The organism is uncultured Plantibacter sp. (assembly GCF_963518075.1).
Classification (GTDB): Bacteria; Actinomycetota; Actinomycetes; order Actinomycetales; family Microbacteriaceae; genus Plantibacter; species Plantibacter flavus_A.
Genome location: NZ_CAUQHZ010000007.1, coordinates 137,072 through 160,368, shown reverse-complemented (window position 1 = coordinate 160,368; position 23,297 = coordinate 137,072). Strand labels below are relative to the sequence as shown.

Here is a 23,297-nt window from a genome sequence, read left to right as displayed (position 1 = left end):
GGTCTCAGCGTAGCCGTCGGCGAGGCGGTGCCGTCGCGTGGGGACGAGACCGGATCAGCTCGCGCGTTCTGCTGCCACGCGCTGACCGACGACGGCCGACACCCCGTCCTGGCGCATCGAGACGCCGTAGAGGGCGTCGGCGATCTCCATGGTGCGCTTCTGATGCGTGATGACGATGAGCTGGCTCGTCTGACGAAGGTCCTCGAAGATGGTGAGGAGCCGCCCGAGGTTCGCGTCGTCGAGGGCCGCCTCCACCTCATCCATGATGTAGAACGGGCTCGGTCGGGCTTTGAAGATGGCGATGAGGAGGGCGACCGCGGCGAGCGAGCGCTCCCCGCCCGACAGCAGCGACAGGCGCTCGATCTTCTTGCCGGCGGGCTTGACCGACACCTCGATGCCCGTGGTGAGCATGTGCTCGGGGTCGGTGAGCGAGATGCTGCCCGTGCCGCCCGGGAACAGGATCGGGAACACCTCGGTGAAGGCGGCTTCGGTGTCGGCGAACGCCGAGGCGAAGATGACCTCCATCTTCCCGTCGATGTCCTCGATGATCGACAGCAGGTCGGCGCGGGTGCTGGTGAGGTCGGCGAGCTGTTCGGTGAGGAAGCGGTGGCGCTGTTCGAGTGCCGCGAACTCCTCGAGCGCGAGCGGGTTGACCCGTCCGAGTTGGGCGTAGGTGCGCTCCGCTGCTGCGAGACGCTTCTGCTGCTCGGCGCGGACGTAGGGCGTCGTCGGCACGTCGTCCGACTCCTCGGTGGGTTCCTCCTCCGGCTCGGCTTCCGGCGTCGCGGGTCCGTCGGCACGTGCCTCGGGCGCCTCGTCCGAGTCGGGCATCGTCGTCTCGGGCGAGACCTCCGGACCGGTCTCGTCGGCCGTTCGCACAGCCGAGCGGGCGGTCGCGCGGGGTGTCGGAGGGTCGACGGGCACCGGAACCTCGGGCCCGTACTCGGCGACGAGCACGTCCTCGACGAGTCCCAGCTCCGACCCGGCGCGCTCGAGCAGACCGGACAGGTGGAGCTTCTTCTCGTAGATCTGGAGTTCGAGACCATGGACGCTCTCGGTGACGACCTGCAGCCGCTGCCGGAGCGTGTGCTCCTCGCCGCGCAGTCGTACGAGCTCGGCGTTCCGGCTGGCCCGCGTCGCCTCGGCTGCCGCGAGCGCGACGCGGGCCTCGGTGACCGACCGGTCGACCGAGTCGAGGACGGGCGGGAGCGCCTCCGTCACAGCGGTGGCGGCCGCGGCCTGGCGCGCACGGATGACCGCTCGCCGAGCCGCTTCCTCAGCCGCGGCCTGGTCGGCCTGCCGCTGCCGCTCGAGGTTCGCGACCGCGAGCTCCTCCGCCCGCACGCGTTCGCGCGCGGTCTCGAGGAGGAGGCGGTGCTGCACTTCGGCCTCGCGCGCCGCGTCCAGTTCGGCGGAGAGCCCGTCGCGTGCCGACACGTCGAGGAGCGGTCGTGGACGCGCGCGAGCGGTGTCGTGGTCCAGCTTGGCCCGCTCCACGGCGGCAGCGGCGTCGGCGACGGCCGCCTCCGCCGTCCCGGCAGCTGCGAGGAGGCGGTCGTGTTCGGCCTGTGCGGATTCGTACCGGACCGTGACCCGGTTCACGCGCTCGGCCTGTGACGCACGGTTGGCGTCGAACTCGCGGAGGGCGCTGAGCGCTGCCTGCGCGGTCTGCTTCGCCTCCTGCAGGATCGTGCGCTGCTCGGCCAGGGCGAAACGCGCCCGTTCGATGAGCGACTCGACCTCGCCGTGTCGATCGGCTGCCGCATCGCGTTCGGCCAGCAGTTCGATGCGGCTCTGCGCTCCGCCGCTCCCCCCGCGGACGATGCTGTCCGTGACGACCGAGCCGTCACGGGTCACGAGGGTGAACGCGCCAAGTGACGAGCCGAGTCGGTCGTACGCCGCGATCGCGTCGTCGAGCGAATCGACGACGAGGACCGAGGCGAGGATCCCCAGCACGCCAGGAGGGGCCTCCACCAGCTCGGCAGCCGAGGTGAACCCGGCGGGCGCGTCCGGGACGTCTCGCGCACCGTCGGCGATGACGATCTCGACCCGGCCGAGATCCTGGTCGGCCGCGTGATCGAGCGCCCGCCGTGCAGCGTGCCGGTCGACGGCGACGGCGGCCTCCGCGAGCGTGCCGAGCGCTGCGGCCACAGCCGACTCGTGGCCGGGTCGGACCTGCACCCGGTCCGCGACGATCCCCTCGATCCCCTCGATCCCGCTCGCAGCGAGTTCGGCCGAACCGGTCTTGAGGTCGAGGGCGCGCGAGAGTGCACTGGTCTTGGCGCCGAGCGAATCGCGTTCACGTTCGAGGGTGTGGAGCTGCTCGCGCAGGCCCTCGATCTCCCCTTCGGCCTCCGCCGCGCCGCGTTGGGCCGCCTCGTAGGCGTCGTCGAGCCCGGAGTCGGCGGCGTCCGCCACGGTCGGGTCCTCCTCGAGCGCCTCGTACTCCAGCCGCGCGGCGTCCAGACGGAGGGCGGCGGCGTCGATCGCGTTCTGCTGGCGCAACGCCTCGCCACGGACCGCGGCGAGTTTGGACCCGGCGGCGTCGACGGCGCCCGCGAGCTTGGAGAGCTCCAGGTCGTGTCGTGACACGAGCGCGCTCTGCGCTGCGATCTCCACGTCCACCGCGTCGAGTGCGGCGCGCTTCGCGCGGGTGTCCGCCTGCGCCTCCTGCAACGCGCGCTCCGCGTCGGCGACCGCCACCCGCAGTCCGTCGATCTCCGCGGTCGCGTCGGCGACCATCTGCTTCGTGATCCGGGGTTCGGCGGCCGTCGTGTCCGTCGACGAACCGAGGAGCGCGAGCCGCTGGTTGGCGAGCGTGTACAGGTTCCGGAGGCGCTCCTGCACGCTCTCGAGCTCGAAGGTGATCCGGCGGGCGTCGTCGACCGCGTCGCCGAGTTGTGCCTGCTCGATCCGGTTGATCCGCAGTTCCGCCTGCTCCAGCTGCTCCTGGAGGACGAGGCGCTCACTGTGGCGCTCGCTCTCCGAGCGGTTGTGCTCGTCGAGGGAGCGCCGGAGGCCCACGACGTCGTCTGCGAGGATCCGGGCGCGGGCATCGCGGACGACCGCGGCGATCGTCTGTGCCTCCCGGGCGATCTCCGCCTGACGACCGAGTGGCTTCAGCTGCCGGCGGATCTCCCCGGCGAGGTCGCTCAACCGCGTGAGGTTGGTCTGCATCGCCTCGAGCTTCCGGAGCGTCTTCTCCTTGCGTCGGCGGTGCTTCAGGATGCCGGCCGCCTCCTCGATGAAGCCGCGGCGCTCCTCGGGCGTCGCCCGCAGCACCGCGTCGAGCTGCCCCTGCCCGACGATGACGTGCATCTCGCGGCCCAGACCGGAGTCGCTGAGGAGCTCCTGGACGTCCAGCAACCGACACGTGTCGCCGTTGATGGCGTACTCGCTCCCGCCGTTGCGGAACAGGGTGCGACTGATCGTCACCTCGGTGTACTCGATGGGCAGCGCGCCGTCGCTGTTGTCGATGGTGAGCGTGACCTCGGCTCGACCGAGCGGTCCCCTGGTCGACGTTCCCGCGAAGATGACGTCCTCCATCTTGCCGCCGCGGAGAGTCTTCGCCCCCTGCTCGCCCATCACCCAGGCGAGCGCGTCGACGACGTTCGACTTGCCGGAGCCGTTGGGACCCACGACGCAGGTGACGCCCTGCTCGAACGCGAAGGTGGTGGGGTGTGCGAAGGACTTGAACCCTTTGAGCGTCAGGCTCTTCAGGTACACGCGCACCTCCTCTCCCGCGTCGCGGATGCTGTGCACTACGGTAGCGAATCCGCGGACGGACGAGGGACACCACGCTGTGCCGGCCCGCCGCGGCGGTCGTAGCATGGACCGCATCACCCAGGACGGTCTGGTGTGGGAGGGAGGCGACGATGCGCGCCACGATCGACGAGGTCGAGATCCCGGCGACCGGGAGCTCAGCGGTGTTCGACGCGGTCCAGGACGTCGCGAACACGCTCGAAGCCGAGATCTGGTCCACCGACGACTTCGCCTTGACCTCCGCGATGGCCCTTCCCGAGTACCGCGACCAGCGGTTCCAGCGACGCGTCCTGCTCGCCGCCGTCCTCGACGGGCGTGTGGTCGGTCGCGGCTGGCTCGGATACGGCACCGAGGCCGACGCGGTGACGGCCTCCCTGAACGTCGGCGTTCTCGCAGAGGAGCGGCGTCGAGGGATCGGCACGGCGCTCCTGCTGGTGTTGGAGCGACGGGCCCTCGCGGCCGGCCGCCCGACGGTGACCGCCTTCACCCAGCACGCCGTCGACGACATCCCGACCGACGAACCACTCCTCGGTGCGAGCGTCGGCGAACGGGCGATCCCCGCGAACGCCGCGGCCAGCCGGTTCATGCTCGATCGTGGATACGCCCTCGCGCAGGTCGAGCGGACCAACCGCTGCGACCTCGCCTCGATGCTCGGGGAGCTGCCTGACATCGTCGAGACGTCGACCGCCCGTGCCGGACACGCGTACCGCCTCGTGCAGTGGGTGGATCACACCCCCGACGAGCTGCTCGGCTCGCTCGCGACGGCCCGCGAACACATGGCGACCGACATCCCGGCCGCCGATCTGGAACTCGACCCCGAGGTCTGGACGCCCGAGCGGGTCCGCGCGCGCGAGGACCAGCTGGCGGCGTCTGGCGACCACGCGATCGTCGCCGCCGCTGTCCACCGCGACAGCAGCGCGGTCGCCGGGTACAGCGAGCTCGTCCTCGGCGAGGGCAAGGAACACGCGGAGCAGTGGGACACGCTCGTGCTCGCCGACCACCGGGGACACGGCCTCGGACTCTGGATGAAGGCGGCGAACCTCATCGCACTCGCCGATCAGGCACCCGAGCGGTCCCGGATCTACACCTGGAACGCCGACGAGAACGCGCACATGCTCGCGATCAACGACCGACTCGGGTTCCGCATCGTCGGCTACTCCGGAGAATGGCAGCGCCGACTCCCCCGCAGCGACTGATCGTCAGGTGCGGCGCTGGCAGACCGGACAGCGGTGCGAGCCGCGGTTCATGAACTGCTCGCGGACGATGAACGTGCCGCAGCGCGCACACGGCTTACCCTGCCTGCCGTAGGCGTTCAGACTGTGCGCGAAGTACCCTGCCTGACCGTTGACGTTCACATACTGGGCGTCGAAGCTCGTCCCGCCCTCCGCCAGGGCCTTCGCGAGCACGGCACGCACCTCATCGAGCAGCCGGCCGGCGCGACCGAGCCCGAGACGGGCGGTCTCCTGCTCGGGGTGGATGCGCGCCGCCCAGAGCGACTCGTCCGCGTAGATGTTGCCGATCCCGCTGACCAGGGTCTGATCGAGGAGCGCCCGCTTCACACCGGTGCGTTTCTCGCGCAGTCGTCGGAGGAAGCCGGCGTCGTCGAAGGCCGGGTCCATCGGGTCGCGGGCGATGTGCGCGACCTGGTCGGGCACCATCGCGACCTCGTCGCCGAACCCACCTGCAGCCCCGTCCGTCGTCGGGACGAGCGCGGTCACCGCCATGGAGCCGAAGATCCGCTGGTCCACGAAGTGCAGCCAGAGCTCGCCGTGCTCGGGATGCTCCAACTGCAAGCGGATGCGCAGGAGGCGGTCGGCGTCGTCACCGGGCGACCGGAGCAGCATCTGCCCGCTCATACCCAGGTGACCGACGATCGCCTCATCGTCGTCGAGGGGGAACCAGAGGAACTTCCCGCGTCGGACGGCCGATCGGATGGTCCGCCCCGTCAGCCGTGCGGTGAAGTCGGCGACACCACTCGCGTGGCGGCGCAGGGAGCGCTCGTCGAAGACCTCGACGCCGGCGATCGTCGCGCCGCTGACGGCGGGCTCCAAGCCGGCGCGGACGACCTCGACCTCAGGGAGTTCCGGCACTGATCCTCGACCAGGCTTCCAGGGCCGCCGCCATCTCGGCGTGCTTCTTGCTCGTACCGGAGCCCGTCGCCGTGACCGCGGTTCCCACGGTCACCGTCGCGACGAACCGCCGGTTGTGGTCGGGGCCGGAGCTGGCGATCTCGTAGACGGGCGCCGGCGCCCCGATGGCCGCAGCGGCCTCCTGGAGGCTCGTCTTCGGGTCCATCGCCGCGCCGAAGCGCTCAGGGTTCTCGAGCAGGGGGTTCACCAGTCGCAGGACGAGTGCCGTCGCCGCGTCGGGGCCGGCCGACAGGTACGTCGCACCGATGACGGCCTCCATCGTGTCGGCCAGGATGGACGCCTTGTCGCGCCCACCGGTCTGGTCCTCGCCCTTGCCGAGCTTGATCCGCTCGCCCAGTCCGATCGAACGTGCGACCTCGGCGAGCGCGATCGTCGAGACGAGGCTCGCACGTCGCTTCGCCAGCTGCCCTTCGTCGAGGTGCGGGAAGTCGCGGTAGAGCATGACGGTGACGGCCTGCCCGAGGATCGAGTCGCCGAGGAACTCGAGGCGCTCGTTGTGCGGGAGTCCACCGTGCTCGTACGCGTACGAGCGGTGCGTCAGCGCCAGGTCGAGCAGCTCGTACGAGACGTCGACACCCAGTTGCCGTGCGAAAACGACCACACCGGGATCGGTCTCCGATACGGAGCCGATTCCGGTGTGGTCGGAATGATTCGTGTTCACGCTGTTCGAACGCGGACGTTCAACGCGCGGATCAGACGTCTGCGACCTTGCGGCCCTTGTACTCGAGGTACAGGGCGGTGCCCTGCGAGTCCTCGACGACCTTGGCGCGGTGCGGCAGGCTGTACGTGACGCGGCCGTTCTCCACCGTCTTCACGAGCGTCGGCACGGCGGCCTTCCACTGCGAGCGACGCGAGCGGGTGTTCGAGCGCGAGACCTTCCGCTTCGGGGGGTTTCCAGCCATGATCTATCTCTCTTCTGTGTCTGCAGCGGCGCGCTGGGCGCTGCTGGCGTCTGTGTCAAGTACGGAGTCTGAGGACAAGCCCGCGAGCGCAGACCAGCGAGGATCTGCGACGTCGTGAGGGTGTCGTTCCGGACGTTCGGCCAGCCGCTCACCGGTCTCGGGGTCGAGTCCGGGGCAATCCGGCTGGCACACCGGCTGAAACGGTAATGCGAGAACTACCGCATCTCTGACCAGAGGTTCAAGATCCACGTGGTCGTCGTGAACCTCGAAGTCAGACGCTTCCGAATCAGGATACGCGAAAAGTTCCTGAATCTCGACTTCGACAGGCAGTTCGATGTCGCGGAGGCAGCGTCCGCACTCGCCGGTCGCCAGTGCGTCGACGTCGACGGTCACGAGGATCCCCTCGTGCACGGACTCGAGACGCACCTGCTCGGAGAGCGTCGTGCCCTCCTGGACGGCGACCAGACCCTCGCCCCAGCGCTCGGCGAGCACCACCTCGAGGTCGTGCTCGCGCATCTCCCCGGGACGGTTCACCAGATCGCGCACGTTGACGCTGAACGGCGAATTGTTCGTTCTCTTCCTAGTCACGATCGACGATTCTACGCCGAACCCGACCGGGAGGACGCCCTAGCCCTCCTGGAGGAAGGTCGCCACCACCTGCGGGACGTACGGGCTGACATCGCCACCGAGCGCGGCCACCTGCCGGACGAGTGAACTGGACACGTGCGCGTGCGCCGGATCAGGCAGGAGGAAGACCGTCTCCACGCCGGCGAGGCTGCGGTTCATGATGGCCATGGGCGTCTCGTACGCGACGTCGACCTGCGAGCGGATGCCCTTCACGAGCACGCTCGCGCCGACGTCCGTGCAGTAGTCGACGAGCAGGCCGACGTTCCACTGCGCGACGACGATGTTGTCGGGCAACCCGCCGTCGGCGATGGAGCGCTCGAGCAAGGACACCCGCTGCGGCATCGGCAGCAGCGCGGACTTGTCGGGGTTGTGCACGACCAGCACGTGCAGTTCGTCGAAGATGCGCGCCGCCCGCTCGATGACATCCAGGTGACCGAGGGTGACTGGGTCGAACGATCCGGGGACGACGGCGATCCGCTTCATGCCGCCAGCCTATCGGTGCTCAGTTCTTGGCGAGCGCGGCGCGGTCTGATTCGTCGAGGCGCCGACGGAGCGCTTCGGCCAGCACCGGGTGGTCGGCGAGGTCGGGATCGGTCTCGAGGAGCTCGGCGGCATCCGCCCGCGCCTCGATGATGACCTCGCTGTCGTGCACGACCCGGAGCAGCTTGAGCGAGGACCGCCCGCCCGACTGCATGCTGCCGAGGACGTCGCCCTCGCGCCGCAGCTCGAGGTCGACCTGCGCGAGGTCGAAGCCGTCGAGGGTCGCGGCCACTGCGTCGACGCGCTCGCGTGCGGTGCTCTCCGCCTCCGCCGCGGTGACGAGCAGACACAGCCCGGGGACGCCCCCTCGACCGACGCGTCCGCGGAGCTGGTGGAGCTGCGACACCCCGAAGCGTTCCGCGTCGAGCACGACCATCGTCGAGGCGTTGGGGACGTCGACGCCCACCTCGATGACCGTCGTCGCCACGAGCACGTCGATCTCACCAGCGGCGAAGGCACGCATCGTGCGGTCCTTCTCCTCCGCGCTCATCCGGCCGTGGAGGACGTCGATGCGTCGAGACGCGAGCAGCGGGTGGGTACGCAGCTGCTCCACCGTGGCGAGCACGGACGCGATCGGCCGCGCCGGATCGACGTCCTCCTCGAGCGCCTCGCCGGGCTCGACCTCCTTGGCGTCGATCGCCGGGCACACCACGAACCCCTGCCGCCCCTGCGCGAGTTCCTCGGCGAGTCGCTCCCAGACGCGGGAGATCCACCGCGGGTGATCGGCCAGGGCGACCACGAAGCTCTCGATCCCCTGCCGCCCGCGTGGCAGCTCCCTGATGATGCTGACGTCGAGGTCGCCGAAGACGGTCATGGCCACGGTCCGTGGAATCGGCGTCGCGGTCAGCACGAGGACGTGCGGCGGCGTGCGTCCCTTCTGACGGAGCTGGTCGCGCTGCTCCACGCCGAAGCGGTGCTGTTCGTCGACGACGACCATCCCCAGATCGGCGAAGGTCACGGCGTCGCCCAGCAGCGCGTGCGTCCCGATCACGATCCGTGCCTGGCCGGCGACGATCCGCAGCAGCGCCCGTTTGCGATCGGACGTCGGCAGCTGGCCGGTGAGCAGCGTCGGCATGAGCTCGGCCGAGAGGTCGGGGCCGAGCGAACGGACGATCGACCGCAGGTGCTGCGCCGCGAGGACCTCGGTGGGCGCCAGGAGCACCGACTGTCCCCCGCTGTCGGCGACGGCCGCCATGGCCCGGAGGGCGACGAGCGTCTTGCCCGAGCCGACCTCACCCTGGACGAGTCGGTTCATCGGATTGGGCTGCGCGAGGTCGGCCGCGATCTCCGTGCCGACCGTCTGCTGGTCGCCGGTCAGCTCGAACGGGAGCGCGGCATCGAGGCGCTCGAGGTAGCCGCCGGCTTTCGGCACGCGGGGTTCGGCCGCCAGGGCACGGGTGGCCGCACGCTGCTGGAGCAGGGCCGTCTGCAGGAGGTACGCCTCCTGATACCGCAGGCTGCGGCGACCGCGCTGCCAGTCGCGGTCGACCGTCGGGCGGTGGACGGCCCGGATGGCGGCGTCGAAGGAGAGTTCACCCCTCGCCGCCCGGACCGACCTCGGGACCGGGTCCTCCTGCGGCGGCAGGGCGTCGAGGACCAGCTCCACGGACTGCTTGAGGTTCCAGCTCGTGATCGTGCTCGTCGCCGGGTAGATCGGGATGGGCGCCTCCGACCACGCCTTCGCCTGGGCGTCCGCGAGCGCCGGTGCGTCGGCGTCATCGGGGAAGAGCTGATACTGCGGGTGCGCGAGCTGATAGCTGCCGCGGTAATCGCCGACCTTGCCCGCGAAGATGCCGCGCAAGCCCGGCCGGAGTTCGTTCGCCCGCCAGGGTTGATTGAAGAAGGTGAGGTTGAGCCGACCCTGACCGTCGGAGATGACGACCTCGAGGATGGAGCCCTTGCGTTGCTTCATCTGGCGGTCGCGGACCTCGAGGACGTCGGCGACGATCGTCACGTCCTCGCCGAGCGGCAGCTGGCCGATGACCGTCAGCTCGCCGCGCTTCGCGTAGCGACGCGGGTAGTGCTCGAGGAGGTCGCCGACGGTCTCGACGCCGAACGCCTTCTGGAGTGCCGTCGCGGTTCGTCCGCCGAGGACACCGCCGAGCTTCGTGCCCAGCTCGATCCCCGTCATGCCGTCGATTCTATTCGGGACCTCGGACACCGCGGTTCGCTCGGCTTCGCCCAGCCTGCGAGGATGGGACCATGGCCGGCATCAGGATCATCTCGGGTTTCGCCGGATCACGCACGATCCGGGTTCCGGGCAGCGGGACACGACCGACGAGCGATCGCGTCCGCGAGGCCCTCTTCTCCGCGTTGGAGGCCCGCGACGTGATCGCCGGCGCCGAGGTGCTCGACCTGTACGCCGGCTCGGGGTCGCTGGGGCTCGAGTGCGCCAGCCGGGGTGCCGCCGTGATCACCCTCGTCGACCGGGGGTCGGAGGCCGCGAAGCTGTGTCGTGACAACGCGAGGATCGTGACCTCGGCAGCGCCTCGCGGAGCGGCACCGCGCATCACGGTGCACGCCAAGTCGGTCGGCACCTACCTGTCCGGGGCGACGGTCCCGTCCGACCTCGTCTTCATCGATCCCCCGTACGACCTCCCCGAGGCGGAGCTCACGGCAAACCTCGCCGCGCTCGTCGGTCTGGTCACCGACGACGGGCTCGTGCTCGTCGAGCGGAGCTCCCGCTCACCCGAACCGACCCTTCCCGCGGCGCTCGAGGTCCTGCGGAAGAGCACCTACGGCGAGACCGTCGTCTGGTGGATCACGCCGGTCTGAGTCAGCGCGTCACGGTCACCGCGTCACCGCGTCACCGCACGGTCCTCGCGCCACGGCGGCCGGGAACACCGCTCAACCGGACGCGTCGTCCCAGTCGCGGTAGGGGTCCCAACCGGCGCGACCGTCGTAGGCCACACCGTCGACGAGGACCCCGGCACCGGTCCGGGCCGTGCCGATGGTCCGGAAGCCGGCGGGGATCGTCGTAGCGGGCGGGAACGTCGCCAGGAGGGAGTGGTCCTCGCCACCGGCGAGGGCGAGCGCCACGTCCGCACCCAGCTCCTCTGCCCGCAGGTCGATCGCGACCCCACTCGCCCGCGCGAGGCGACCGGCGTCGAGCGCGAGCCCGTCCGACAGGTCGAGCATCGCCGTGGCACCGGCGACGGCGGCGACGACCCCGGCCGCGATCGGTGGCCGTGGCGCGAGTTGTGCCTCCACCTCGACCCGGTGATCGCGTCGCAGGCCTGCCGCCGCCTCGGCCGAGGGCACGCCGTCGGCGTCGACCCCACGCGAGAAGAGGAGTCGCAGACCTGCCGCAGCCGAACCCAACTCCCCCGCGACCGCGACCACGTCGCCGGGTCGTGCCCCGTCACGACGTACGGGGGCACGACCCTCGAGGTCGCCGAACGCCGTCACCGCGATCATGAAGACGTCGGACACGGCCAGATCACCACCGACGACACCGCAGCCGGGCGCGAGTTCCGCACACGCGTCGCGCAGTCCGTCAGCGAACCCGTCGAGCACGGCGACCGGCAGGTGCTTGGGCATGGCGAGTGCGACGACGAGTGCCGTCGGACGCGCCCCCATCGCCGCGACGTCCGCCAGGTTGCTGGCCGCAGCCTTCCACCCCAGGTCGTGGGCGCTCGACCACGCCAGCCGGAAGTCCGGCCCGTGGATCATCGTGTCCGTCGTGACGACGAACCGACCGTCCGGCGCCCGGACGACCGCGGCATCGTCACCCGGCCCGAGGAGTTCGGCGTCGGCCTGCGGCAGGCGAGGGAAGATGCGCTCGAGCAGCTCCCCCTCGGCGAGGTCCCCGACACAGGGCCCGACCGTTCCGTGATCGTCGGACGCGCTCCCAGACTCGTTCATGGGATCAACGGTAGCCTGGTGGGCGATGTCCCCGATTCGTGTGCTCCTCGCCACCACCCTCGCCGCAGCCGCAACCCTGGCCCTGGCCGGGTGCGCGCCCGCCGTCGCGCTCGAACCCGCCGCCGATGCGAACAACCCGCAGTGCGCTGAGGTCACGGTGCGTCTGCCCGACGTCGTCGCCGAACTGCCCGAGCGAGGGACCGACGCCCAGGCCACCGGGGCCTGGGGCGATCCTGCGACGGTCCTCCTGCACTGCGGCGTCGCGATCCCCGGCCCGACCACGCAGCAGTGCCAGTCCGTGAACGGCGTCGACTGGATCATCGACGACACCGACGCGCCGAGCTACCGGTTCACGACCTTCGGGCGCACGCCCGCGGTCGAGATCGTGCTCGACGGCGACGCCGTCGCCAGCAGCACCGTCCTGGCGGATCTGGCGCCCGCTGTGTCCGTGCTCCCCGTCACCGGGAAGTGCACCGCGCTCGGCGACGCCGAGCTCCCGATCCCCACCGACGGCTGACCGTTCCCGGCGCCGCGCCGTTCAGGATCGGGCGCGCGCGACCTCGATCAGCTCGGTGATGAGCTCGGGGTAGCTGAGCCCCGAGGCCAACCAGCAGCTCGGGAACATCGAGATCGGGGTGAACCCCGGCATGGTGTTGACCTCGTTGACGACGAAGCCGTCCGCGGTCAGGAAGAAGTCGACCCGGGCGAGGCCCGCGCAGCCCAACGCCTCGAACGCCCGACGAGAGAGGTCCTGCATCTCCGACAACTGCTCGGGACGAAGGTCGGCGGGGCAGACGAGCTCGATACCGGGGGCGTCGAGGTACTTCGCCTCGAAGTCGTAGAAGTCGCGTCCGGTCACGACGACCTCGCCGGCAACCGAGACCCGAGGTGCTTCGCCGGGGAGGGACTCGAGGACCGCACACTCGACCTCTCGGCCCACCAGACCGGTCTCGACGAGCACGGTCGAGTCCTCGGCGAGTGCCAGTTCGATCGCCGCACGGAACGCGTCCGGCGTCGACACCTTCGACACCCCGACGCTCGAACCGGCTCGCGCCGGCTTCACGAACGCCGGTGACCCGAGCGACCCGAGCGATGCGAGTACCTCCTCGGGTGCCGTGGCCCAGTCGTGGGCGGTGAACCGCACCCACGGGGCGACGGCGATCCCGGCGGCCTGGAGCACCGTCTTCGTGAAGTGCTTGTCCATGCCGAGCGAGGACGCGAGGACGCCGGAGCCGACGTACGGGAGGTCGACGAGCTCGAGCATGCCCTGCACGGTGCCGTCCTCGCCGAACCGACCGTGGAGGATCGGGAGGACGATGTCGACGGGGCCGAGGGTGAACGGGACGCCGTCCTCCCCGACGACGGTCAACTCGCGGCTGCCGACGCGTTCAGGCCAGCGCACGGCCGGCCGCGAGGGGTCGACCTCCGGCAGGTGGGCGGGGTCGAGCGCGTACCGGCTCGGGTCGTCGACCTCGAGGACGTACGAGCCGTCGTGGGCGATCCCGACCGGGTAGACGTCGTACCGTTCGCGGTCAATCGCGGCGAGGACGCCGCCCGCCGTTGCGCAGCTGATCGAGTGCTCGCTTGAACGGCCTCCAAAGAGCACCACCACTCCGGTCTTGTGCGTCATCGTTGCTTCTCTCCCCCTGGGGTTCGTCGTCGTCGGTCGTGAGGTGCGGTGCGATGTCCTTGGGGTCGAGCGTGCCGTCGAGCACCTGCTTGACCTGTTCGACGATGGGCATCGCGACCCCCTTCGCCTTGGCCAGCTCGAGCACCGGCGCCACGGACGCGAGCCCCTCCGCGGTCTGCTGCATCTGTTTGACGACGTCGTCGAACTGATACCCCTGGCCGAGCAGACGCCCCGCCGTGTTGTTCCGTGACAGCGGCGACTGGCAGGTCGCGATGAGGTCGCCGAGCCCGGCCAGGCCCGAGAGGGTCTCCGGCTGCGCGCCGTGGGCCACCGCGAAGTCGGTCATCTCGACCAGCCCACGGGTGATGATGGACGCCTTCGTGTTCTCGCCGTAGCCGACGCCGTCGACGATGCCGATCGCGACGGCGATGAGGTTCTTGAGCACACCGCCGAACTCGGTACCGATCACGTCGGTGTTCACGAAGCTGCGGAAGTACCGGTTGCGCGCGAGGAGCGCGACCGTCTGCGCCGTCTCGAGGCTCTCCGAGGAGATCACGGCGGCCGTCGGCTGCTCGCGGGCGATCTCGAGCGCGAGGTTGGGGCCCGAGGCGACGGCGATGCGGGACGGGTCGATGTCGAGGGTCTCTCGGATGACCTCGCTCATCCGGGATCCGCTGCGACGCTCGACGCCCTTCATGAGCGAGACGACGAGGGTGCCGTCCTCGAGGTGCGGACGGAGCGCGATGAGGTTGTCGCGCAGGGACTGGCTCGGGACGGACAGGAACACGACCGAGGCACCGCGCACGGCGTCGACCATGCTCGCGGTCGCGGTCATCCGCATCGGCAGATTGATCCCGGGCAGGTAGTCGCTGTTGCGCTTGGCTTCGGTGATCTCGCGAGCGAGCTCGGGTCGCCTGGCCCACATGACCACGTCGGAGCCACCGTCCGCGAGGATCTTGCCGAACGTCGTGCCCCAGCTGCCCGCTCCGAGCACGGCGACCCTCGTGGCGGCCGGTGGTTGCGGAACGTTCCTAGGACTCAAAGCGGCCTGTCTCCTTCTGCTGGTGTTTCGAGGGATCCCAACGCTCCGCGGGAGCTTGGGCACCGCGCAGCTCCTCGCAGAGGGCGGTGATGGCCTGCATGACGACCTCGGTCGCCTCGTTCAGCGTCTTCGAGTCTAGCTGCCGCCCGATGAAGGCCGAGAGGTCCACCGGCTCGCCGATGGCGACCTCGACGCGCTTCCGCAAGGGGAACACCCGCAGCTTGCCGTACCGAGGCATGACCTCCTGTGTGCCCCAGTGCGCGGCGGGGATGATCGGCAGGCCGTGCGTGAGGGCGATCCGGACCGCGCCGGTGCGCCCACGCATCGGCCACAGACCCGGGTCGCGGGTGAGCGAACCCTCCGGGTACACGATGACGCCCTGACCGCGTTCGGTCAGGTGCGCTGCAGCGCTGACCGGGTCCATGCCGCGGGCGGAACCCTCGCGCTCGACGGGGATCTGTCCGGACTTCCGCAACAGCCATCCGACCACCGGGACCGTGAACAGACTGCCCTTCGCCATGAAGCGGGGCTGTCGCCCGAGCCGCCAGACGGCCACGCCCATGATCAGCGGGTCGAACTCGCTGTCGTGGTTGGGCGACAGGATGAACGGCCCCTCCTGCGGCAGGCGCTCGCCGTGCCGGACGTGGAGCTTGACGAGAGCACTGAACGGCGGGATCGCGATCGATGACAGCAACCAGTAGATCGACGGCCTCGACCGTTCCACCCCCACGGCGGACTACTTCGTTTCGAGGACGAAGTCAGCACCGAGCTGCTGGAGCTTCACGATGAAGTTCTCGTACCCACGGCTGATGATGCCGACGTTGCTGACCGTCGACTTGCCCTCGGCGGTGAGCGCCGCGATGAGGTGGCTGAAGCCACCGCGGAGGTCGGGTACCTCGATGTCGGCACCGTGCAACGGCGTCGGGCCGTTGATGACGGCGGCCTGCTCGAGGTTGCGCCGCGGCACGCGACGAGGCGTACCCGACAGTCCATTGGGGTGCACGACGATGTTCGCGCCCATGGTGTTGAGCGCGTCCGTGAAGCCGAACCGGTTCTCGTAGACGGTCTCGTGGACGATCGACTCGCCCGTCGCCTGCGTCAGCGCGACGATGAGGGGCTGCTGCCAGTCCGTCATGAAGCCGGGGTGCACGTCGGTCTCGATGACCACGGGCTTCAGCTCCTCCTTGCGGTAGAACCGGATGCCGTCGTCGGTGATGTCGAACCCGCCACCGGCCTTGCGGAAGATGTTGAGGAACGTCATCATGTCCTGCTGCTTCGCGCCGCCGACGAAGACGTCGCCGTCGGTCGCGAGCGCGGCCGACGCCCAGCTCGCTGCCTCGTTGCGGTCGCCGATGGCCGTGTGGTCGTACCCTTCGAGCTTGTCCACGCCCTCGATGAGGATCACGCGGTTCGGCTCGTAGGAGATGATCGCGCCCATCTTCTGGAGGACGGCGATGAGATCCATGATCTCCGGCTCGATCGCCGCACCCTTGAGCTCCGTGGTGCCCTTGGCACGGACCGCCGTGAGCAGGACCTGCTCCGTGGCACCGACGCTCGGGTACGGGAGGTGCACCGTCGTCCCGTGGAGGCCGTTCGGAGCTGAGAGACGGATGCCCTGCGGCAGCTTCTCCACGACCGCGCCGAACTTGCGGAGCGCGTCGAGGTGGAAGTCGATGGGGCGGTCGCCGATGCGGCACCCTCCGAGGTCGGGGATGAACGCCGCCCCGAGGCGGTGGAGCAGCGGCCCGCAGAACAGGATCGGGATCCGGGAGAAGCCGGCGTGCGCGTCGATCTCCTCCATGTGGGCGGACTCGACGTTGGTCGGGTCGAGGCGGAGTTCGTTCGGGTTCTCGCCCTCCGTCACGTCCACGCCGTGGATCTCGAGCAGGGAGCGGACCACCCGGACGTCGCTGATGTTCGGCACGTTGCGCAGGACGCTGACGTTCTCGCCGAGCAGCGACGCCACCATCGCCTTGGTCACGAGGTTCTTGGCACCCTTGACCTCGATGCGGCCCCGGAGCGGGATACCGCCGTTGATCGTGATGCGGTCGACATCGAGTCCGACCGACGAGCCTGCCGCCTGTGACGCCTGGACGAGTGAATTCAAACCGGTACCTACTGCCTTGCTACTTGACGGGAATGGTGCGGGGCAGCCAGTTCGGCCGCCGGGCTTCGAATGCGGTGATCTGCTCCTCGCTACGGAGCGTCAGCCCGATGTCATCGAGTCCTTCGATGAGCCGCCACCGAGTGTAATCGTCGACCTGGAACGAAACCGTGAGATCGCCGACCGTGATGGTCCGGGAGATGAGGTCGACGACGGAATCGGTGCCGGGGGCGGCCTCGATCGCAGCCCAGAGCTGCTCGAGCTCCTCCTCCGTGACCTGGGCGGCCAGGAGGCCCTGCTTGCCGGAGTTCCCGCGGAAGATGTCGCCGAAGCGGGACGACACGACGACCTTGAACCCGAAGTCCCGCAAGGCCCACACGGCGTGCTCACGCGACGAGCCGGTGCCGAAGTCGTGCCCCGCGACGAGAATGCTGGCACCCTCGTAGACGGGCTGGTTCAGGACGAAGTCGGGGTCCTGACGCCACCCCGCGAAGAGCGCGTCCTCGAAGCCGGTCTTTGTGACCCGCTTCAGGTAGACGGCGGGGATGATCTGGTCGGTGTCGACGTTGGAGCGTCGCATCGGAGCGGCGATGCCGGTGACGGTCGTGAACTTGTCCATCAGGCGTGCACGCCTTCCTGCTCGGTGGCGGCGTGTCTGCCGGGCTCGACCTCGAGGTCGCCCGGGCTGGAGAGCGTTCCACGGATGGCGGTCGCCGCGGCGACGAGCGGCGAGACGAGGTGCGTGCGGCCACCCTTGCCCTGACGGCCCTCGAAGTTCCGGTTCGACGTCGAGGCGCAGCGCTCGCCCGGAGCGAGCTGGTCGGGGTTCATCCCGAGGCACATGGAGCATCCGGCGAACCGCCACTCCGCACCGAAGTCGGTGATGATCTTGTCGAGCCCCTCGGCCTCCGCCTCGATCCGAACCCGGGCGGAACCCGGGACCACCATGACCCGCACCCCCTCGGCCTTCGTGCGGCCCTCGATGATGGATGCGAACGCCCGCAGGTCTTCGATCCGGCTGTTCGTGCAGGAGCCCATGAAGACCGCGTCCACCGGGATCTCCTTCATCGGAGTGCCGGCCTCGAGCGCCATGTACTCCAGGGCGCGCTCGGCGGCGGACCGCTCGTTCGGGTCGGCGATGGCCGCCGGGTCGGGCACGTTCTCGCTCAGCGAGACGCCCTGTCCGGGGTTGGTGCCCCACGTGACGAAGGGCTCCAGCGTGTCGGCGTCGAGGAAGACCTCGGCGTCGAAGGCGGCGCCCTCGTCGGTCGCAAGCGTGTCCCAGTAGGCGACGGCCTCGTCCCAGTCGGCTCCGGTCGGTGCGTGCGGACGACCCTGCAGGTAGTCGTAGGTGATCTGGTCCGGGGCGACCATGCCGGCGCGGGCTCCGGCCTCGATCGACATGTTGCAGATCGTCATGCGGCCCTCCATGGAGAGCGCACGGATCGCCGAGCCGCGGTATTCGAGGACGTAGCCCTGCCCGCCGCCGGTGCCGATCTTCGCGATGACGGCGAGGATGATGTCCTTCGCGGTCACCCCCGGCCGCAGCGTGCCCTCGACGGTGATCGCCATGGTCTTGAATGGCTTCAGCGGCAGCGTCTGCGTGGCCATGACGTGCTCGACCTCGCTGGTGCCGATACCGAAGGCCATGGCCCCGAAGGCGCCGTGGGTCGAGGTGTGCGAGTCGCCGCAGACGACCGTGATCCCGGGCATCGTGAGGCCGAGCTGCGGCCCGACGACGTGCACGATCCCCTGATCGAGATCGCCGAGGGAGTGGATCCGCACCCCGAACTCCGCGGCGTTGCGACGGAGGGTCTCGATCTGCGTACGGCTGGTGAGGTCGGCGATCGGCTTGTCGATCGCGAGCGTCGGGGTGTTGTGGTCCTCGGTCGCGATCGTGAGGTCGACGCGACGCAGCGGCCGGTCGGCCAGGCGAAGGCCGTCGAAGGCCTGCGGGCTCGTCACCTCGTGGACGAGGTGCAGGTCGATGTAGATGAGGTCGGGCGTGCCGTCCTCACCCTTGACGACGAGGTGGTCGTCCCAGACCTTCTCGGCGAGCGTGCGTGGATGCTCGGGAATGCTCGGGACGGACGGATCGGCGTTCAGCTGCGACATGTCGTGGAATTCCTTCAAACGATGAGTGGTCAGGCGTCAGCGACCTCCGCGACGAGGGAGCCTGGAACTAGGCCTCGTCGCGGCTGGGAAGGAGGAGCAGCCCGGACAACATTCGCCCAGCGTACCACCCGGTCCGTGGCGAAGACGTCGGTACCGTCGTCGCTCGAGGGGACGTCGGCGCCGACACCGTGCTACTTCGGCGCGTCGATCCCGACGCGGTACTGCCCCTGGTCGTTGATGACCTCGACGGCCACCGGGTAGCTCTTCGCGTTGTACGAGAACGTGCACTCGAACTGCGTCCCGGTCGTGGCCGGCTGGTCACTCGGGCACTCGACCTTCTCGACGTCCGCGAGGCCGAAGTCCTGTTTGAGCACCTCGGCCACACCGGTCTGCACCGAGGCGCGGTCGAGCATCGGCGTGAACAGGCGACCGACCGAGAGGAGGGTGAGCGGGACGGCGATGAGCGATGCGGCGACCGCACCGATGAGCACGCCGATCCAGAGCTTGCGCCCGAGCGGCCTGCGGGCGGGTTTGCGGCTCGGAGCAGGCTGCTGGCCCGCGACGCCGTATTCGGGGCCGGGACGGAACGGACCGGTCTGCTGCGGACCGGACTGCGATCCTTGCTGTTGCGGACCTGGCTGGAACGGGCCGGTCGGGTGCTGCGCCTGTCCCGGACCGAAGGGCTGTGGTCCGGCCGGGCGTGCCTGACCGTAAGGAGGTTGACCCTGCGGCCCCTGAAGCTGGTTCTGAGGCTGGCCCTGCGGCGCGCCGAACGGACGTCCCTGTGGAGCCTGGCCGGGGGCCTGACCCTGCTGAGGACCCCCGGGCGCGTGACCGGGCTGACCAGTCGATGTCGGGGGCCGGAACCCGTCCGGACCGCCTGGCCGCCCATGCTGCTGCGGCTGCTGGTTCGGGCCTGTGTTCGAGGGCCGCTGCTGCTGCACCCACGGCTGCCCACCGGGCGCGCCGGCGAACGGCGCTCCGGGCTGGGCGGATGGTTGCGGAGCAGGACCGTTGGACTGCTGCCCGGGGGCGCCTCCCTGCGGACGAGGCCCTCCACCGGTCTGACCAGGCGCGGACGGCTGAGACGGGCCGTTCTGCGACGGGGCGCCCTGCGGCGGTCCGTTCTGACCCTGCGGCGCGCCGTTCTGGGGTGCACCGTTCTGCGGCGGCGTCTGACGCTGCGGGCTTCCCGGTCCGAATTCCAGGCGGGGTGCGTTCGGGTCGGGGAATCCCGGCGGCTGCTGGTCGGGGCGCAAGGGGCCGCCGACCGGGGGCTTTCCGAGGTCCTCGGGCTTCTGGTCGTCGGTCATTTCCTCAACTCCTCGATCCGATCCCAGAACGCGGCCTGATCGGCCGCCGGGATCACCGTCACGTCGAATCCTGATGGTGCGGTCGGCAGGTCCTCGAGCGTCGACGTGCCCGACACCTCGAAGCCGGCCTGCAACTGCAGCGTCGTCTTGCTGTCGACCGTCCCGCTCAACTCCATCTTCACGAGGCCGCCCTCGGCGTTCTGGAAGATCGTCACCGGGAGGAGCGTCGCGAGGTCGTCCTCGCTGAACGACGAGACGAGGTCGTCCGGGAGGTCGAACAGCGTCCCGACGGCCAGCACGCTCTCGAGGCTCGCGCTCGTCGAGATCTGCGAGGAGCCGTCGTTGCGCATCGAGACGACGACGCTGCTGAGCGCGCCGTCCCCCGAGCTGCGAGTGGTTTCGACCGCGCTGTAGATGTCGCACGCGATGGAGATACCGGGGTAGACGCAGGCCGGCCCGAGCGAACCCTCGGCGTCCTCGTCAGCCACATACTGCGTCTGGACGGCCACCCACTCCGTGGGTGCGAGCTCCTTGAGTTCACCGCCGAGCAGCAGGAGGTCGTAGTCGACTCCCGCCTGGTGATAGATGTCGACGGTGTCGCCGTCGGCCGAGCCCTTGTCCTGGCTGAACGACGCGGTCGGGTCGCCGAAGAGCACGACCGAGTCGTTCTCGTGCGACTCGAGGTCTCCCGAGACGGCGTGGACGTATGCCGACCCGATCACGTCCGGCGCCTGGCCGATCTGGGCTGACAGCAACTCCAACCTCGCCTCGGCGAGATCCTGCATGTAGCTCTGCTGGGCGGCGGCGTCGGGGAACGCCGATCCGGGCGTCGTGCACGCGCTCAAGGCGAGCGCGGCGGTCCCGGCCAGAGCCAGGACGCCGATCCGCCGCCGGCGTCGCGTCATACTCGCGCTGGCGGTCATGACCCCTCCGCCAGAGCGTCGTTGTACAGGGTGAGTGCCCGCTGTCCGAGGACGGGGCCCTCGAGCCAGGAACCGTCGCCGCGTGAGGTGACCGAGGTGACGTACCCGGCGCCGGTGGCGGGATCCAGGCGGGTGAGCCAGCCCCCGCCCGAGCAACCCGGGGTCATGAGGCAGTCGACCCGGTATCCGGCATAGCCCTTGGTGGCGGCCTGGCTCGCGCAGTAGCGCTGCGACTGACCGTCGAACGGTGCGGCGGATGGATACCCGATCACCGTGATGCCCTCGGGCGGCGTACCGAACGAGATGCCCTGACCGCCGGTCACCTCCTGGATCTTCTGGCCTGCAGCGTTCGGGGCGAGCCGGATGAAGGCGAAGTCGTAGGCCCAGCCATTGCCGCTCGTCGCACCGCTGGCGTCCGAGGTCGCCTCACTCGTGAACTCGTCGGGGACGTAGGTGCTGACCCCGGCCCATTGCCCGTAGGGCTGGGTCTGGCCGTTGGCCGCGTCGGCCGGGATGAAGATGATGTTCTCGGCGAGCTGTTTGCCGTACGTGTCCCAGACGCAGTGACCCGCCGTTAGGACGAGGTCCATGGTCGGAGCGTTGACGACGCTCGCGGAGCAGACGTAGGTGGCGCCGCCGATGGAGAAGTAGAGACGTCCCTGCGTCGCCGCCGCCAGTCCGGTCGCCGGGTACGGATCGCCGGCCGCTGTCGGGGCGATGGCCTTGACGTCGACGTCGGGACCGACGCCGGTACTCGGGTGTACGACCACCCCGGTGGCCTGGTCACCCGTGAGCGTGTCCTCGCCCGGCTTCAGGTCCGGTGCCGTCGCTCCCCCGAACTTGTCGTCGGTCCAGTAGTCGTTGACCTCCTGGGGGCTCGCGTCGAAGTCCTTGCGCAGGGTGTCGTCGGTGCCGCCGGCCACGTCGACGACCGGGCCCGCACCGCCGGCCACGGCCTCCCCCGTCACCGGGATGGAACACCCCGTCAGCAGCGCGGCGAGGATCAGGACTGCGGCTGTCGCCGGAGCGCGGCGCTTCTGCTTCACGGTCACCCGGCCAAGCTAGCACGCAGCGGCGCTCGGCGAGATCGGTGCGGGCCCTGCCTTCCGCGCATCCTGGAGGGCCTGTGTGGACATCCCGGGGCACGCTCGAGCCGCCGAATGAACGAAGCCCCGCTCCCTGATGACTCAGGAGAGCGAGGCTTCGTTCGGTGTTGTGACCCCAACGGGATTTGAACCCGTGCTGCCGCCGTGAGAGGGCGGTGTCCTAGGCCGCTAAACGATGGGGCCGTAAGCAACGGATATGAGTATGCCATACGATTTCGAGCCGTACAAATCGAGGCCACCAGCGGCATCCGACGGGCGTGTCGCGCGGTGCTCACGGTCGGGCGGACAGGCTCAGACGAGGACGCGGAGGGCTCCGGGGACCACGTCGATCGTGACCGGCAGCGGACCGATGCGCTCCCCGTCGGCATAGGCCGTGATGCCGTCCGCGGCGATCGAGACGGAACGGACCGGCGACAGGCGCACGATGTCGAGGCCGGTGTGGGCACCCGAGAAGACCTTGGGGAACAGCCGGAGGAACCGGAACCGGGACACGGGTGCGACGACGAACAGGTCGAATCGGCCGTCGGCGAGGTCCGCCTGCGGCGCGATGAGCATGCCACCACCGATCGAGGTGTTGTTCGCCACGGCGAGGAGGACGGCGTCGACCGTCTCCGGCGTCCCGTCCACGGTCAGCTCGTACCGGCGGGGTCGCAGGGCCAGGAGCTCTCGGAGGATCGCGATCGTGTACCGACTGCGACCGCGCGGCCGTCGCATGCGGTTCGCCCGTTCGTTGACGAGGGCGTCGAACCCTGCGGACACCGCACCGACGAACCAGGTCGTCCGCTCGCCGTCCGTCACCGTGCCGGCGTCGATCACGCGCGGCCCACCCTCGAGCGCACGGAGCAGGGACGCGATCGCGGCTGCGGGATCCCCCAGCGGGATCCCGAGTCCCCTGGCGATGTCGTTGCCCGTGCCGGACGGGACCACGCCGAACGGCAGGCCCGAGTCACGCGCCGCCTCGACGGCCAGACTCACCATGCCGTCGCCACCGACGACGACGAGCGCGTCCAACCCAGCCTCGATGGCAGTCTGCACCGCGCTCCGGAGCTGCCCGACGGTCTGCTCCTGCAGGCGGACGGCGCGGTGCCCGGCTTGCTCGAGGGCGTCGAGCACCATCGGGCCGACGGCTCGGGTCGAGCCGAACGACGCGGTCGGGTTGATGGCGACGCCGATGCGTCGGGGCTGCGTGGTCACCTGCCGATTCTGACAGGCCCACGGC

General features: G+C 69.9%; 21 protein-coding genes and 1 tRNA gene. 3 read left to right on the top strand and 19 right to left on the bottom strand.

The annotated features are described in order from the left end of the window. Positions 1–54 precede the first annotated feature (54 nt). A complete protein-coding gene (locus RWN05_RS10625) occupies positions 55–3,726 on the bottom strand; it encodes an AAA family ATPase (protein WP_314139478.1) in 3,672 nt (1,223 codons plus the stop codon). A 149-nt stretch (positions 3,727–3,875) separates the two neighbouring features. Between RWN05_RS10625 and RWN05_RS10620 the strand changes: the two genes are divergently transcribed. Then, positions 3,876–4,958 (top strand): GNAT family N-acetyltransferase, encoded by a 1,083-nt coding sequence (locus tag RWN05_RS10620; protein ID WP_314139476.1) that lies wholly within the window; start codon positions 3,876–3,878, stop codon positions 4,956–4,958. A 3-nt stretch (positions 4,959–4,961) separates the two neighbouring features. On the opposite strand, the gene mutM is transcribed toward RWN05_RS10620, so the two are convergent. From mutM to RWN05_RS10590, 6 genes are all read right to left on the bottom strand, one after another. Next, the gene (mutM, locus tag RWN05_RS10615; protein WP_064296303.1) at positions 4,962–5,852 is read right to left on the bottom strand and encodes a bifunctional DNA-formamidopyrimidine glycosylase/DNA-(apurinic or apyrimidinic site) lyase; all 891 of its coding nucleotides are present in this window, start codon (positions 5,850–5,852) and stop codon (positions 4,962–4,964) included. Then, complete coding sequence (rnc, locus tag RWN05_RS10610) at positions 5,836–6,513, bottom strand: ribonuclease III (RefSeq protein ID WP_086473824.1); 678 nt, start codon at positions 6,511–6,513, stop codon at positions 5,836–5,838. Before rnc ends, mutM begins: the two co-directional genes overlap by 17 nt. A gap of 91 nt (positions 6,514–6,604) precedes the next feature. After that, positions 6,605–6,814, bottom strand: a complete 210-nt coding sequence (gene rpmF, locus RWN05_RS10605; protein WP_056006932.1) for a 50S ribosomal protein L32 — start codon at positions 6,812–6,814, stop codon at positions 6,605–6,607. 3 nt (positions 6,815–6,817) lie between these two features. Continuing rightward, positions 6,818–7,330 carry a DUF177 domain-containing protein gene (locus tag RWN05_RS10600; RefSeq protein WP_071261222.1) on the bottom strand — a complete coding sequence of 171 codons (513 nt, stop codon included), beginning with the start codon at positions 7,328–7,330 and terminating at the stop codon, positions 6,818–6,820. Between the two features lie 111 nt (positions 7,331–7,441). Then, a complete protein-coding gene (gene coaD, locus RWN05_RS10595) occupies positions 7,442–7,924 on the bottom strand; it encodes a pantetheine-phosphate adenylyltransferase (protein WP_064296302.1) in 483 nt (160 codons plus the stop codon). A 19-nt stretch (positions 7,925–7,943) separates the two neighbouring features. Further along, entirely contained in the window at positions 7,944–10,112 is a 2,169-nt protein-coding gene (locus RWN05_RS10590) for an ATP-dependent DNA helicase RecG (protein ID WP_314139473.1), read from the bottom strand. A gap of 71 nt (positions 10,113–10,183) precedes the next feature. Between RWN05_RS10590 and RWN05_RS10585 the strand changes: the two genes are divergently transcribed. Next, on the top strand, positions 10,184–10,756 hold the full coding sequence (locus tag RWN05_RS10585; RefSeq protein ID WP_121290189.1) for an RsmD family RNA methyltransferase: 573 nt from the start codon (positions 10,184–10,186) through the stop codon (positions 10,754–10,756). Between the two features lie 72 nt (positions 10,757–10,828). Here RWN05_RS10585 and thiL read toward each other — a convergent pair whose 3' ends face one another. After that, positions 10,829–11,845 (bottom strand): thiamine-phosphate kinase, encoded by a 1,017-nt coding sequence (gene thiL, locus RWN05_RS10580; protein ID WP_314139470.1) that lies wholly within the window; start codon positions 11,843–11,845, stop codon positions 10,829–10,831. Positions 11,846–11,870: 25 nt separating this feature from the next. Between thiL and RWN05_RS10575 the strand changes: the two genes are divergently transcribed. Then, the gene (locus RWN05_RS10575; RefSeq protein WP_064296298.1) at positions 11,871–12,362 is read left to right on the top strand and encodes a DUF3515 family protein; all 492 of its coding nucleotides are present in this window, start codon (positions 11,871–11,873) and stop codon (positions 12,360–12,362) included. Positions 12,363–12,383: 21 nt separating this feature from the next. Here RWN05_RS10575 and RWN05_RS10570 read toward each other — a convergent pair whose 3' ends face one another. The 11 genes from RWN05_RS10570 to RWN05_RS10520 all read right to left on the bottom strand — a co-directional run bounded on the left by RWN05_RS10570 (position 12,384) and on the right by RWN05_RS10520 (position 23,272). Further along, positions 12,384–13,475, bottom strand: coding sequence for a D-alanine--D-alanine ligase family protein (locus RWN05_RS10570; protein WP_314139468.1), 1,092 nt, complete (start codon positions 13,473–13,475; stop codon positions 12,384–12,386). After that, positions 13,378–14,517: an NAD(P)H-dependent glycerol-3-phosphate dehydrogenase gene (locus tag RWN05_RS10565; RefSeq protein ID WP_085510610.1), complete on the bottom strand. Its 1,140-nt coding sequence runs from the start codon at positions 14,515–14,517 to the stop codon at positions 13,378–13,380. The genes RWN05_RS10570 and RWN05_RS10565 overlap by 98 nt, the downstream gene beginning before the upstream one ends. Continuing rightward, positions 14,507–15,247 carry a 1-acyl-sn-glycerol-3-phosphate acyltransferase gene (locus RWN05_RS10560; RefSeq protein WP_153303416.1) on the bottom strand — a complete coding sequence of 247 codons (741 nt, stop codon included), beginning with the start codon at positions 15,245–15,247 and terminating at the stop codon, positions 14,507–14,509. Before RWN05_RS10560 ends, RWN05_RS10565 begins: the two co-directional genes overlap by 11 nt. A 6-nt stretch (positions 15,248–15,253) precedes the next feature. Further along, positions 15,254–16,624 carry a UDP-N-acetylglucosamine 1-carboxyvinyltransferase gene (gene murA, locus RWN05_RS10555; protein WP_064296294.1) on the bottom strand — a complete coding sequence of 457 codons (1,371 nt, stop codon included), beginning with the start codon at positions 16,622–16,624 and terminating at the stop codon, positions 15,254–15,256. Positions 16,625–16,643: 19 nt separating this feature from the next. Next, the gene (gene leuD, locus RWN05_RS10550; RefSeq protein WP_079002227.1) at positions 16,644–17,240 is read right to left on the bottom strand and encodes a 3-isopropylmalate dehydratase small subunit; all 597 of its coding nucleotides are present in this window, start codon (positions 17,238–17,240) and stop codon (positions 16,644–16,646) included. Beyond that, entirely contained in the window at positions 17,240–18,736 is a 1,497-nt protein-coding gene (gene leuC / locus RWN05_RS10545) for a 3-isopropylmalate dehydratase large subunit (protein WP_064296292.1), read from the bottom strand. The genes leuD and leuC overlap by 1 nt, the downstream gene beginning before the upstream one ends. A 191-nt stretch (positions 18,737–18,927) precedes the next feature. Then, the gene (locus tag RWN05_RS10540; protein WP_314139464.1) at positions 18,928–19,227 is read right to left on the bottom strand and encodes a DUF4333 domain-containing protein; all 300 of its coding nucleotides are present in this window, start codon (positions 19,225–19,227) and stop codon (positions 18,928–18,930) included. An 818-nt stretch (positions 19,228–20,045) separates the two neighbouring features. Continuing rightward, on the bottom strand, positions 20,046–20,972 hold the full coding sequence (locus tag RWN05_RS10535) for a hypothetical protein (protein ID WP_314139463.1): 927 nt from the start codon (positions 20,970–20,972) through the stop codon (positions 20,046–20,048). Beyond that, positions 20,969–22,024 (bottom strand): hypothetical protein, encoded by a 1,056-nt coding sequence (locus RWN05_RS10530; RefSeq protein ID WP_314139462.1) that lies wholly within the window; start codon positions 22,022–22,024, stop codon positions 20,969–20,971. Before RWN05_RS10530 ends, RWN05_RS10535 begins: the two co-directional genes overlap by 4 nt. 164 nt (positions 22,025–22,188) lie before the next feature. Beyond that, positions 22,189–22,261 (bottom strand) — tRNA-Glu (locus tag RWN05_RS10525). A 108-nt stretch (positions 22,262–22,369) separates the two neighbouring features. After that, on the bottom strand, positions 22,370–23,272 hold the full coding sequence (locus RWN05_RS10520; protein WP_314139461.1) for a diacylglycerol kinase family protein: 903 nt from the start codon (positions 23,270–23,272) through the stop codon (positions 22,370–22,372). Positions 23,273–23,297 lie beyond the last annotated feature (25 nt).

Bases quoted from the DNA above. Each gene is read 5' to 3' on its own strand.
- RWN05_RS10620 (WP_314139476.1), top strand. From the start codon at position 3,876: ATGCGCGCCACGATCGACGAGGTCGAGATCCCGGCGACCGGGAGCTCA.
- rpmF (WP_056006932.1), bottom strand. From the start codon at position 6,814: ATGGCTGGAAACCCCCCGAAGCGGAAGGTCTCGCGCTCGAACACCCGC.
- RWN05_RS10600 (WP_071261222.1), bottom strand. From the start codon at position 7,330: ATGCGCGAGCACGACCTCGAGGTGGTGCTCGCCGAGCGCTGGGGCGAG.
- coaD (WP_064296302.1), bottom strand. From the start codon at position 7,924: ATGAAGCGGATCGCCGTCGTCCCCGGATCGTTCGACCCAGTCACCCTC.
- RWN05_RS10590 (WP_314139473.1), bottom strand. From the start codon at position 10,112: ATGACGGGGATCGAGCTGGGCACGAAGCTCGGCGGTGTCCTCGGCGGA.
- RWN05_RS10585 (WP_121290189.1), top strand. From the start codon at position 10,184: ATGGCCGGCATCAGGATCATCTCGGGTTTCGCCGGATCACGCACGATC.
- thiL (WP_314139470.1), bottom strand. From the start codon at position 11,845: ATGAACGAGTCTGGGAGCGCGTCCGACGATCACGGAACGGTCGGGCCC.
- RWN05_RS10575 (WP_064296298.1), top strand. From the start codon at position 11,871: ATGTCCCCGATTCGTGTGCTCCTCGCCACCACCCTCGCCGCAGCCGCA.
- RWN05_RS10570 (WP_314139468.1), bottom strand. From the start codon at position 13,475: ATGACGCACAAGACCGGAGTGGTGGTGCTCTTTGGAGGCCGTTCAAGC.
- leuD (WP_079002227.1), bottom strand. From the start codon at position 17,240: ATGGACAAGTTCACGACCGTCACCGGCATCGCCGCTCCGATGCGACGC.
- leuC (WP_064296292.1), bottom strand. From the start codon at position 18,736: ATGTCGCAGCTGAACGCCGATCCGTCCGTCCCGAGCATTCCCGAGCAT.
- RWN05_RS10535 (WP_314139463.1), bottom strand. From the start codon at position 20,972: ATGACCGCCAGCGCGAGTATGACGCGACGCCGGCGGCGGATCGGCGTC.